Origin of the sequence: Poseidonibacter sp. (assembly GCF_041821165.1) — a bacterium.
Lineage (GTDB): Bacteria > Campylobacterota > Campylobacteria > Campylobacterales > Arcobacteraceae > Poseidonibacter.
Map to the genome: position 1 here is coordinate 1 of NZ_JBGUES010000056.1, position 12,445 is coordinate 12,445.

Consider the following 12,445-nt stretch of genomic DNA (forward strand, 5'->3'; position numbering starts at 1 on the left):
TACGATTGCTTGCCAGGAGAAAATGATGGAAAAGTTGGTTATTTAGGAGATCTATTAGTTGAAACTATGAAAGCAAGAGGTCATAAAGTTGAGTTTGTAGAAGTTAATTATGCCCGTGGTTTAGAATTGGTTCGAGAAGGAAAACTAGATGGTACTATGGCTTGTTTTAGAGAAGAAGCACCTGATTTTATTTTTCCAGATTTTCCACTTGGAAAAAGTAACAGCACATTTTTTACCCTTAAAGACTCTTCATGGAGCTATACAGGAACCCAATCACTTAAACAAGCTAAGATAATCGGTATAATCGATGGTTATGACTATGTTGATCCAACAGTTATGGAATACCTTGATACAAAACCAAGTAATGTTTTGGCAATGAAGGGTGAAAAGCCATTAGAAAGATTGTTAGAGATGTTAATTAGTGGAAGGATAACTACTATTATTGAAGATAAAAGTGTTTTAGAATATAAAATCGCTCAAATGGGTAAAACAGATTTAGTAAAAGTCTCTGGAGTAACGGACTCAGTAATTGATGTTTTTGCTAGTTTCTCACCAAAAAAAAAGAGCTCAAAAGAGTATGCTAAAATTCTCTCAGAAGAAACTATAAAAATGCGAGAAGATGGACGGCTACAGGTTCTTTTGGATAAATATGGAATTAAAGACTGGCAATCTAAGTAAAAGGTTTATTATTTAATGATCAACTCTGTATTAAAACGTTTTCGTCAAAGCATTGCTTTACACCTATTAACTACGATTTTCAGCGTTTATTTTTTAGTTGCAGTAGTAGTAACAGTTGTGCAACTTTATAAAGAGTATGAAGATACTAAAGCTAAATTCTATAACGAGATTCAAACCTTACCAGCTACTTTTAATCGAGGTATTGTTGACTCAGTTTGGACTTACAATAAAGAATTATTGCAATCTATTTTATTAGGTATGCACAATTTACCAATTGTAGTCGGGATTAAAGTTGAATCAATTGATCATAAAATGGATTTGCAAATTGGAGCAGTGCTCAACGAAAAAAATGAGATAACTTATTACGATTCTTCTGGAAAAGAAACAAAGCAAAAAGAGTTTGGTTTTGGTACTGAGACATTATTTAAGCATGAGTTTCCTATGGATTATCAAGGAGCAGCTTTTGATCATAAAATACCTTTAGGTCAAGTTACATTATACTCCAATAACCAACTGGTATTTGATCGGGTTAAATATGGTTTTATTCTTATTTTAATCAATTCCATCATCAAAACAATTGCACTTTGGTTTATCATCTTTTATTTTATAAAAAAATATCTAGGACAACCTTTGGCGGAGTTTACAACTAAAATACGTAAGCAAGATGTACTCTCACCTCAAGCTATTGATTTAAACCTTCATTGGACAGATACAAATGAACTGTTAATATTGAAAGATAGCTATAACCAAATGATTGAGCGTTTAAATGAGCACAAAATCCTTAGCATTACAGATAAGCTTACAGGACTTTTCAATAGACTAAAACTTGATGAAGCACTCAATGATGAATTTAACCGCAGTAATCGTTTCAAAAGTAGTTTTGGTATTATTATTATAGATATTGATTATTTTAAAAAAGTAAATGACACCTATGGTCATCAAGTTGGTGATCAAGTACTTATTCAATTTGCCAAAATACTTAAAGAAAATATACGTAAAATTGATATTTTAGGACGATGGGGTGGTGAAGAGTTTATGATAATATGTCCAGAAACTGATTTTCAAGGAACTATCAAACTAGCCCAATCACTTCGTAAAATAATTAGCAAATATAATTTTCCAAACATTGGGAATTTTAGTGCAAGTTTTGGAGTATCTATTTATGATGGTGATGAAAATATAGATAAAATTATTGCACGTGCTGATAATGCTTTATATAAAGCAAAAGCAAATGGTAGAAACAGAGTTGAAGGTAAGCAATAGCTATATTATAATCTCTAGATTATCTCACCAAAAAAAGTTTTCCATATTACACACAGAGTTATCTACTCTTTACAAGATAATAAATACTTTATTACTTTAAAAAAATTCAATAACACCCTTTTAAAAAGCATATTTTAGCTACAATTCCATCATGCAATTAGAAGAAAAATTAAAACAACTACCAAATGATGCGGGTGTTTATCAATACTTTGATAAAGATGGTCATTTACTTTATATTGGAAAAGCTAAGGTTTTAAAAAATCGTGTAAAATCCTACTTTAAATTTACTCCAAAACTATTACCAGCTGATAAACTAGGCCCTAGAATTCATAAGATGATTTCTCAGGTATTTTCTGTAGAGTGGATAGTCGTACCAAATGAGCATGATGCTTTGATTTTAGAGAACTCTTTAATCAAACAGCTAAAACCTAAGTACAATATTTTACTTCGTGATGACAAAACATATCCATATATTTATATAGATTATTCTGAACTTTTTCCACGTTTAGAAATCACTAGACGTGTTTATAAAAATAAAAATATCAAATACTTTGGTCCCTACTCTACTGGTGCAAAAGATATGTTAGATAGTATTTATGAGATTGTTCCTTTAGTTCAAAAAAAATCATGTATCAAAGGAAAAGCTGCTTGTTTATTTCATCAAATCAAAAGATGCCATGCACCTTGTGAGGGTAAAATAAATACTGCTGATTATTCAAAGATTGTAGAAACTGCACTTGATTATATTTATAATAAATCAAAACTAATTGCAAAACTAACAGAAAAAATGATGGAATATTCAGAAGATTTTAGATTCGAAGAAGCAATGAAACTTCGAGATAGAATCAAAACAATTGAAAAATCTCAAATAAAATCAGGAATGGATTTAGCTACAAATGAAAATATTGATTTATTTGCAATAAAAGCAGGAAAGAAAAAAGCTGTAATTGTTCGTATGTTTATAAGAGATGGGAAATTAACTTCTTCTTCTTATGATTTTATACAAATTGATTATGTAGAAGATGAAGATGAAAGTACTTTTGATTTAAATGAAGCATATAAAAGAGCAATTATCAACTACTATGATAATGAAATTCCAGTTTTACCAAAAGAGGTTTTAACGGCTATTGAAGTTGATGAAAAAGAGGATATTGAAAACTTCTTATATGAAACTTTTTCTAAAAAAATCAAACTTTTTAATCCAAAAAAAGATAAGAAAAAAGATTTAATTCAAGTTGCACTAAATAACTGTGATGAGCTTTTACGAATTGATTCTTCAAAAAATTCTACAAATATTTATGAAGAGTTAAAAAAACTATTTAATCTGCAAACCCTACCATACAGAGTTGAGTCTTATGATAACTCACATATGATGGGACAAGCAACTGTTGGTGCTATGGTTGTATGGAATGAAGAGTTAAATGCTTTTGATAGAAAAGATTTCAGACACTATAATCTTGAATCAAAAGATGAATACTCTCAAATGAGAGAGATGTTAATGAGAAGAGTTGATAGTTTTGAAAAGAATCCTGCACCAGACCTTTGGGTTTTAGATGGTGGTTCTACTCTTTTAAAATTAGCCTATGATATTATTCAATCAGTTGGTGTAAACTTAGATATTATTGCAATTGCAAAAGAAAAGGTTGATGCAAAAGCACATAGAGCTAAGGGAGCTGCTAAAGATATTATTCATTATAGAGACCAAAAAGGTGAATATAGAGAGTTGAAACTTCTTACAAGTGACCAAAGATTACAGTTTGTACAAAGACAAAGAGATGAAGCACATAGATTTGTAATCAATTTTCATAAAAAACAAAAAAGAACAGAAGATAAACAAATATCGCTTTTACAAATCAAAGGAATTGGAGAAGCAAAAGTTAAAAAACTTCTTCTATATTTTGGAGAGTTTGGCAAAATCAAAAGTGCATCTGTTGAGGAATTAAAAGAAGTTCTAAACGAAAAAGATGCTATTGTTATATCAAATTATTTTAAGCAGAAAGAAGAATAAGTGGCAAAAATTTTAATTAATAAAGATAATTTATTTCATAATTTAAAAATTATTTCAAATCATGCAGGTTCAAAAGAAAAAGTAGCAATTGTATTAAAAGATAATGCATATGGTCATGGACTAAAAGAGATTGCCAGTTTAGCAAAAGAGTTTGGAATCACAAAAGCAGTAGTTAGAACCTTAGATGAAGCTTTAGAAATTGAGAATTTATTTGATGAAATATTAATTCTTGCTGAAAATAACATGCACACTTATTCACATACTTTTCACATAGCCTTAAATTCTCTTGAACAAATTGATACATTAGCTAATAATTGTAATGTGCATATTAAAGTGGACACAGGAATGCATAGAAATGGTCTAGCTCCAAATGAGCTTGAAGAAGCTATAGTAAGGCTTTTAAAGAAAGATATTAAAATAACAGGGATATTTACACATCATAGAAGTGCAGATGAAGTAGGCACTACTTTTTATTGGCAAAATTCTGTTTTTAATGAAGTAAAAAAGAGTGTAAAAAGCTTATGTGAACAACTTAAAGTTTCCTTACCAATTTTTCATTCTTGTAATTCATCTGCGTTATTTAGAACAAAAAACTTCAATGAAGATATGACAAGAGTTGGTATTGCAACGTATGGTTATCTTGAAAGTGATGAAGTTTTTGATAATCCAAATTTAAAACCAGTTTTATCACTTTGGGCAAATAAAATATCTTCAAGAAAGTTATTAAAAGGTCAAAGCCTTGGATATGGTGGAACATTTACAGCAAAAGAAGATATGATTGTATCTACTTATGATGTAGGTTATGGAGATGGTTTTTTAAGACTAAATGAAAATCAAAAATACCTTACACCAAAAGGTTATGAAGTATTAGGAAGAGTTTCAATGGATAACTTAAGCTTGAATTCTTTAGATGATGAAGTTTGTATATTTGATGATGTTAGAAATTTATCTAAAATTCAAAACACTATTACTTATGAAATTACAACTACTTTAAGTAAAAGCATAAAAAGAACCATAGTATGAAAAAAAAAGTTATAGCTTTTGTTTTTTTAGCAGAGTTTTTAAATGCTGTAACTTTACAAGAAATAAAAATAATACATAAAGAAGAAGGTATCCTAAAAGCCCTACCTTTTTATAAAAAACTAGTTAAAGAAGAAAATCCAAAAGCAATGTACGAATTAGCAAAAATTTATTTAAGGGGTGAAGGAATAGCTAAAAGTACAACAAAAGCATATAACTTGCTAAAAGAATCTTCATCATTAGGTTTTAACGAAGCGACATATACACTTGCCAAACTTTATTTCTCGCAAAAAAGCCCTTATTATAATAAGGCAAAAGCCTACAATACTTTTATCGATGCAAGTGAACAAAATCATGCTAAAGCTTTTACAATGATAGGTAAACATCTATTATTTGGAATTACTGTAAAAAAAGATTATAAAAAAGCTGTTTATTATTTCAAAGAAGCATCAAAAAGAAAAGATTATTCAGCAAATTGTTATGTTGCATATATGTATGCTTCAGGAAAAGGTGTATTTCCAAATTTTGGTAGAGCTAATGTTTTTGCAAAAGATCAATATGAAAAAGGAAATCAATTTTGTATAAAAGTATGGAATGATTATAATTTAGGGAATTATCCTAGTGATAATGGCTGGAATATTGGTGATTATAATAAACCAGTAAAATAAATCAAAAAAACTATTTAATAGGAATAATCAACTTAAATTCAGCACCTTGATATTTTTTACTCTCATGCTCAAAATCTACATTATTAACTTCTATACTTCCATTAAAAATCTCTTTTACTAAATTATGTGTTAAATTAAGGCCTAATCCTGTACCTTGAGATTTATGTTTTGTTGTAAAATATGGTTCAAATATTTTAGATTTTATACTTTCGCAAATTCCATTTCCATTATCTTTAAATATAATTATGATTTTATTATTTTCAACTTTTTGATTTATAAATACATATCTATTATTAATATTATTTTTTTCAACTAATACATCAATTGAATTATTTAATATATTTATAAAACACTGTGTTAATTCATTTAGATAACTTTCAATTTTTATATCATCTTCAATATAATAAACAACATTTATATTATTTATAGTTATTCTTTCTTCTAATATTTTTAAAAAAGATTCAATACAAAATTTCATAGTAAATTTTTCAATTTTTATATTACCTTTTACAAAATCACCAAACTCTTCAATTGTTTTTGATAAATATTGAGCCTTTTCATCTATTAAAGTACACATATCAAATAAGTAATCATCTGTTAAAAGATTATTCTCTTTTGTTATTTTTAAGCCTGTAGCTGCTGTTGATATTACAGATAAAGGTTGTCGCCATTGATGTGCAATATTTGCAATCATCTCTCCCATAGCTACAAGTTTTGATTGTTCTGCAAGTTTTTTTTGATCATCTTTAAGTTTAGTAATATCATATCCAATATTAATAATTTCCCCATCAGGAAGATCAATATGTGTCCACATTGTAGTTAAAACTTCACCTTTTTTATTTAAAGGATGCCATTGTTTAAAGACACCTTTTTCTTGGACTAAAATTGTATCAATAACTGCTTTTTGAATATTTGGATCTGGATAAAATAGTTCAAAAGAGTTAGAATGATTATTTAACTCCTCTTTTGTCCAACCAAATACTTTTTCACACTCATTATTCCATAAAATACATTTTCCATTTTTATCAAAAGAGTCTATTAATATTGGAGCAATATCAAATAATAATTTGAATGTTTCTTGACTATTTTTCAACTCTTGATTCTTTTTATCCAATGTATTATTTAGCTTATATATCTTTGTTGTATCAAATCCATATACAAGTATTTTATTAGCATCACGTGAACCTATTATGTGTAAAGAGTAGTATGAATCGCCCTCTTTATAAGTTATATCTCTATTTTGGTTATTATCAATAATATTATAGATTTCTATTTTACTAGCATTTTTAAAAATATCAGTAAATTTTAAAATACTAGGTAGTTTAAGTTTTTTAGGTTCATTTTGTGAACATACAAAACCTTCTCTATCAAAAGCAAAAATTGGTTCTTTATTATATTTAGGGAAATCAATTAGGTTTGTTTTTTCTAAATTTAACTTATCTAATTTCTTTTTTAAAGCGATATTTTCTTGTAAAAGTGGGTTATTATTATTTTCTACTTCATTGATAATTGGAGCATTCTCTTTTCTACACCATTCATTCCAACCAGCGAAATATATTCTTATATTTTTATAACCAAGCCTTCTTAGTGCAATATAAGAGTTTGAAAGTCTTGCACCTTTAAAACAGTATAAAACAATATTATCATTTGGTTTTATATCATTTTTATCAAGCTCATATTGAATTTTTTCTAAGGATTTTACACTTAGCATATTTTCTGTAATAAAGTCATACCACTGTATCCAAACAGCATTTGGTAATCTTCCTTTTTTAGGAGCATAATCTATTCCATAAGGAGATGAACTTATTCCAACCCATTCATCTTTGTCTCTTACATCAAGTTTTATAATATTTGTATTATCTAATGCTTCTAGCATTTCATTGTAGTCAAGAAAAAAATCCTCTTGTACATTTGCTTTAAATATTTTAGGAGTGTTGTGTATTATTTTTGTAGATATTTTATATTTTTGATTAAGCCAACCATAATATCCACTATCTAAGACTTTTATTTTTTCTTCATCATAACCTAAATATTTTAATATAGTTAGACCTCTTGGTGATTTTAAAGTAAATTTATCTTCATAAAAAACAACTATTTCATCTTTACTAATTCCAGCTTCTGAAAATATCTTTTCATAAAATTCAACAAAACTCTCTTTTTCAATTATTGTAGTAATTCCCTCAGGTAAATAAGTGAAGATTTCTGGAATATTTATAGCTTTTGGAATATGACCTTGCTTATACTCTTCAAAAGTTCTAACATCGATAATAACTATATTAGCATTGGATTTTAGTAAATCATCTAATTGTCTAGAAAGTATCATAAAGTTAATATTATCTTGCATTAAAGAATTCCTAAAGAAATAAGATTTTAATCCATTATTATATATAAAAAACTTTATATTATGTTTTAAAATAAGATTTTAAGTAATTTATTTTCAAATTCAATCTATTTTATACAATTTATATCTTCTAAAATGAACTCTATTTTTTTCTCTTCTAAAAAATCAGTAAAAAGTTTAAAATTTTTATCTACCTCATCTTTTTCATACCCAGCTAAAGATATTACAACTTTTCTTTTATCTTTTAAAATTTTAGGTAAGGAAGCAAAATCTAAATGTTTAGGCATTTGTTTCATTATATTTATAAGATCATTTTCACCACAAGATGCAGTTAGAAATTTTTTATATTTACTTTGATTTTTAGGATATAACTTATCAAGTGCTTCAATAACCATAGCTTGGCTCATAGAAGGAAATCCAGGTGTAAAAAAGAATCTATCTTCTAAATAAAATCCAGCAACATTATTTACTATATTTGTTAGTAACTTAGCATTTATAGGGAAATACGCCATATTTATTCTATGAGGATAAGCTTCTTTTTTAAATTGTTTAATAATTCTCTCTTTTGCAACTTCATGAAATTGCATTTTAGAATCAGTAAAAACTTTTGCTGCAATTTCTCTTGTATAATCATCAGGAGTAGCGCCAATTCCTCCAAAACAAAACATAACAGAGTTTTTATCAGCTTTAATAAGATTAAAAATATTTGTCATTAACGTAGTATCATCTTCTATTACAAAAGAGGCTTTATGCTCCCAACCACGTTTTAGAAGTTCATTATTTAGAAAAGAAAAATGGGCATCTTTACGACGCCCATTTAGAAGTTCAGTTCCAATAATAACAGAATAAAAATTTACTTTTTTATTAGTCATTTCTTATTAGTCCTTAAAAAATTTAGATTCTTGATTGAATAAACTTATCCATTTCATTTACAATTTCTTCAATAGTACCTTCACCATTAATTATTTTTAAGATATTTTTCTGTGTATAAAATTCTTGGATTTCAGCTAATGGATCTGTATATAATTTCATTCTATTTAAAAATACTTCTTCATTATCATCAGCTCTTACAACTTGTGCATCGGCTGCTCTTCCTAATACTCTTTGAAAAGCTGTTTCTCTTGATACTTCAACTTCAATAACATTTACTAATTCTACTTCTGGCTCATTTTCTAAATATTTATCTAATTCAGTCATTTGCTCACCAGACCTTGGATAACCGTCAATTACAACTACATCTGTTGGAGCTTTTTTAATTGCACCTACTATTGTTTCTATTGCAATATCAATTGGTACGATATTTCCAGCACTAATAAAAGTATCAATTAGTTGACCTCTTTTACTTCCACTTGATACTTCTGCTCTAAACATATCTCCAGTTGAATAATGAGTAATATTATCGTATTTTGCAGCTATTAATTGTGCATCTGTAGTTTTACCACTTCCAGGTGCTCCAATAATTAAAAATAATTTTTTCATTTCTGCCCTTAGTTGAATTTTAATGGCACAATTGTATCAAAAATCATTTAAATTCTTTATGTACTATTGAAACCTTATGTAGTATTAAAAGCTTTTTCTATACAATACTAAAAAACTAAGGACATAAAACATGAATTTAATGCTATTTGGTGCACCAGGAGCTGGTAAAGGAACTCAAGCAAAATTTTTAATTGAGAAATATAATATTCCACAAATCTCGACAGGTGATATTTTAAGAGCAGCAATTGCTGATAAAACAGATATGGGAATGGAAGCAAAAAAATTTATGGATGAGGGAAAATTAGTTCCTGATTCAACTATCATTGGTATTATTAAAGATAGACTAGCTGAGTCTGACTGTAAAAAAGGTTTTATCCTTGATGGTTTCCCAAGAACATTACCTCAAGCAGAATCTTTAAATCAACTAATGGCAACTATGGGAATTTCACTTGATAAAGTAATTTCTTTAAATGTTCCAGATGAATTAATTGTTGGAAGAATTACAGGAAGAAGAGTATGTTCTAAATGTGGAGCATCTTTCCATGTTGAATTTAATCCTTCAAAAGAAGAAAATGTTTGTGATTACTGTTCAAGTGAACTAATGATTAGAAAAGATGATAATGCCCAAACTGTAATTTCTAGATTAGAAGCATATCATGCACAAACAGCACCACTTATTGACTTCTATACAAATATGGGTGTATTTGTTGAGCTTGATGGAACAAAAGATGTTTCAGAAGTAACTACAGATATGCTTAACGCACTTTCGTAAGTCTTTTTAAAAAATAAAAAAGGGCAACTATATAAAATAGTTGCCCTTTTTTTTAATTTGTAATTATTAAAACAATCTAACCTTGCATTCCATTTGAATTCATTTTTTTTGCTCTTGCATTAAAATGTTCTCTTTTAGGAACAACAATCTCTTTTTGTCTCTCTTTTCTTCTTTGGTCTTTTTCTACAAAGATTTTTTTCTTAGTAAATGGATCCATCTCTGTATAATACATTACAGCTGAATAAGTTCCAGGAGTTGGTGTAAACACTTGTGCTTGTTCTGGATTCATTTTTAATTCATGCGTTGTAAACTGTTTTAACTCATGCATATGTTTCTCTTCACAACCAGGATGTGCTGCTATTAGATAATATGTTAAGAACTGTTTTTTTCCTGACTTTTTATTTAAATCATCATACATTTTTTTAAAATCTATTAGTGTTTGTTTTCCAGGTTTCCCCATATGATGTAAAACTTCATCAGATGTATGCTCTGGTGCAACTTTCATTTGTCCTGAGATATGATGGTCAACCATCTCTTTTAAATACTCTTGACCATGTTTTTTATCTGCTGTAATTAAATCATACCTAACTCCAGAAGCTACAAAGGCCTTTTTAATTCCAGGAATTTGTCTAATATCTTTTAATAATTTAATGTTTCTGCTATGGTCAACTTTCATTGTTCTACAAAGTCTATGTGCATCTACACATCTTTTGTTTTCAATACAAGTTCCCTTATTTATTTTTTTAACACACTCATATCCATACATATTTGCAGTAGGACCACCTACATCTGAAATAATTCCTTTAAAATCTTTAAGTGTAGTAAAATGCTTTGCTTCTTTTAAAATATTCTCTTCACTTCTTGTTCTAATTGTTCTACCTTGATGAGCAGCAATTGCACAGAAGTTACACTCTCCCCAACAACCATGATGAGTCATAATAGAGAATTTAATAGTTTCTAAACACTTAACTTTTCCATCTTTTGCATTATATGGATGAGCATCTCTTTGATAAGGGAAAGATGCGATTTTATCCATTTCATTTTGATCCATATGATCACTTGGTGGATTTTGAATTAAATATCTATTATCAACTTTTTGACATAATCCATTTGAATACATTGGGTCATTATTATCATAAAAAGCTTTGAATAAATCTATATACTTTTCTTTTTCATCTAAACACTCTTGATGAGAGGGAATTGATAAATACTCTTCTACTGGTTCTTTTGATATGTAACATAAACCTTTAATATTTTTAGGATCTCCACCATTTCTTAGTGTATTTCCTAAATCAATAATAGCTTGCTCACCCATACCATAAATCATATAATCAGCTTTTGTATCAAATAAAATAGGTTTTCTTAACTTATTTGACCAATAATCATAATGTGTAAGTCTTCTTAAACTAGCTTCAATTCCACCTAAAACAATAGGAACCGTTCCTTTGAAGTGTCTTCTAATTAAGTTTGTATAAACTAATGTTGCTCTATCCGGTCTTTTTTCATTTTTTCCACCAGGAGTATAATCATCAGAGTTTCTAAATTTTTTAGTTGCAGTGTAGTTTGATACCATTGAATCAATACTTCCACCACTTACTCCCCAAAATAGTTTTGGTTCGCCCATTCTTTTAATATCGATATCTGAATTTACATCAGGTTGTCCAATAATTCCAACCCTTAATCCAATATCTTCTAAAATTCTTCCAACTACAGCAATTCCCATAAAGGGAGAATCAATATAAGCATCTCCTGTAATTAGAACTACGTCTAATTCAGTCCATCCTCTTTCATTCATTTCTTCTTTTGTAGTTGGTAAAAATTTATTTGGTTTATTAATTTCACTCATATTTTATTCTTCTTTAATATATTATAGTTTTTTTGTATTGTGCCTAAATCTATGTTATATATACTATAAATACAAGATAAAATTAATTTAACTTGATGCCCCTCAATATCGTATTGCTTTGGAATAATAATATAAGTTAATTTATCGTTTTTGTTAAATTATCATCAATTTTTTTAATATCTAAAATCATTGCTATTTTTGAATCATTATAATCATTTATATCTACAATACTTTCAACTAAAGTACCTGTTCCTAAGAAATGATTTTGTATATGTTGAATTGATTTTTTTTCAACTGTTGATATGTTTTCTAAAGATGAAACAAGAATACCAATACAGTGTTCTTTATTTTCTATATCATACTCTAAAAG

Annotated in this window: 11 protein-coding genes; 6 read left to right on the forward strand and 5 right to left on the reverse strand. The window is 27.9% G+C overall.

Going from position 1 to position 12,445, the window contains the following annotated elements; translation table 11 throughout:
• The 5 genes from ACERKK_RS06190 to ACERKK_RS06210 all read left to right on the forward strand — a co-directional run.
• The coding region (locus ACERKK_RS06190; RefSeq protein ID WP_373772216.1) for a substrate-binding periplasmic protein at positions 1-678 on the forward strand (678 nt) is incomplete at its 5' end.
• 15 nt (positions 679-693) lie between these two features.
• Positions 694-1,941 carry a GGDEF domain-containing protein gene (locus ACERKK_RS06195; RefSeq protein ID WP_373772217.1) on the forward strand — a complete coding sequence of 416 codons (1,248 nt, stop codon included), beginning with the start codon at positions 694-696 and terminating at the stop codon, positions 1,939-1,941.
• Positions 1,942-2,092: 151 nt separating this feature from the next.
• The gene (gene uvrC / locus ACERKK_RS06200) at positions 2,093-3,949 is read left to right on the forward strand and encodes an excinuclease ABC subunit UvrC (protein WP_373772218.1); all 1,857 of its coding nucleotides are present in this window, start codon (positions 2,093-2,095) and stop codon (positions 3,947-3,949) included.
• A complete protein-coding gene (locus ACERKK_RS06205; protein WP_373772219.1) occupies positions 3,950-4,972 on the forward strand; it encodes an alanine racemase in 1,023 nt (340 codons plus the stop codon).
• Complete coding sequence (locus ACERKK_RS06210; protein WP_373772220.1) at positions 4,969-5,637, forward strand: tetratricopeptide repeat protein; 669 nt, start codon at positions 4,969-4,971, stop codon at positions 5,635-5,637. The genes ACERKK_RS06205 and ACERKK_RS06210 overlap by 4 nt, the downstream gene beginning before the upstream one ends.
• A gap of 10 nt (positions 5,638-5,647) precedes the next feature.
• On the opposite strand, the gene ACERKK_RS06215 is transcribed toward ACERKK_RS06210, so the two are convergent.
• From ACERKK_RS06215 to ACERKK_RS06225, 3 genes are all read right to left on the reverse strand, one after another.
• Entirely contained in the window at positions 5,648-7,981 is a 2,334-nt protein-coding gene (locus ACERKK_RS06215; RefSeq protein ID WP_373772221.1) for a rhodanese-like domain-containing protein, read from the reverse strand.
• Positions 7,982-8,085: 104 nt separating this feature from the next.
• The gene (locus ACERKK_RS06220) at positions 8,086-8,850 is read right to left on the reverse strand and encodes a competence/damage-inducible protein A (RefSeq protein ID WP_373772222.1); all 765 of its coding nucleotides are present in this window, start codon (positions 8,848-8,850) and stop codon (positions 8,086-8,088) included.
• Between the two features lie 22 nt (positions 8,851-8,872).
• Positions 8,873-9,457, reverse strand: coding sequence for an adenylate kinase (locus ACERKK_RS06225; RefSeq protein WP_373772223.1), 585 nt, complete (start codon positions 9,455-9,457; stop codon positions 8,873-8,875).
• Between the two features lie 130 nt (positions 9,458-9,587).
• Here ACERKK_RS06225 and ACERKK_RS06230 point away from each other — a divergent pair, with 130 nt between their 5' ends.
• Positions 9,588-10,229 carry an adenylate kinase gene (locus ACERKK_RS06230; protein WP_373772224.1) on the forward strand — a complete coding sequence of 214 codons (642 nt, stop codon included), beginning with the start codon at positions 9,588-9,590 and terminating at the stop codon, positions 10,227-10,229.
• Positions 10,230-10,305: 76 nt separating this feature from the next.
• Here the strand turns inward: ACERKK_RS06230 and ACERKK_RS06235 are convergent, their stop codons facing one another.
• A complete protein-coding gene (locus ACERKK_RS06235) occupies positions 10,306-12,075 on the reverse strand; it encodes a YgiQ family radical SAM protein (RefSeq protein WP_373772225.1) in 1,770 nt (589 codons plus the stop codon).
• Positions 12,076-12,211: 136 nt separating this feature from the next.
• The coding region (locus tag ACERKK_RS06240) for a hypothetical protein (RefSeq protein ID WP_373772226.1) at positions 12,212-12,445 on the reverse strand (234 nt) is incomplete at its 5' end.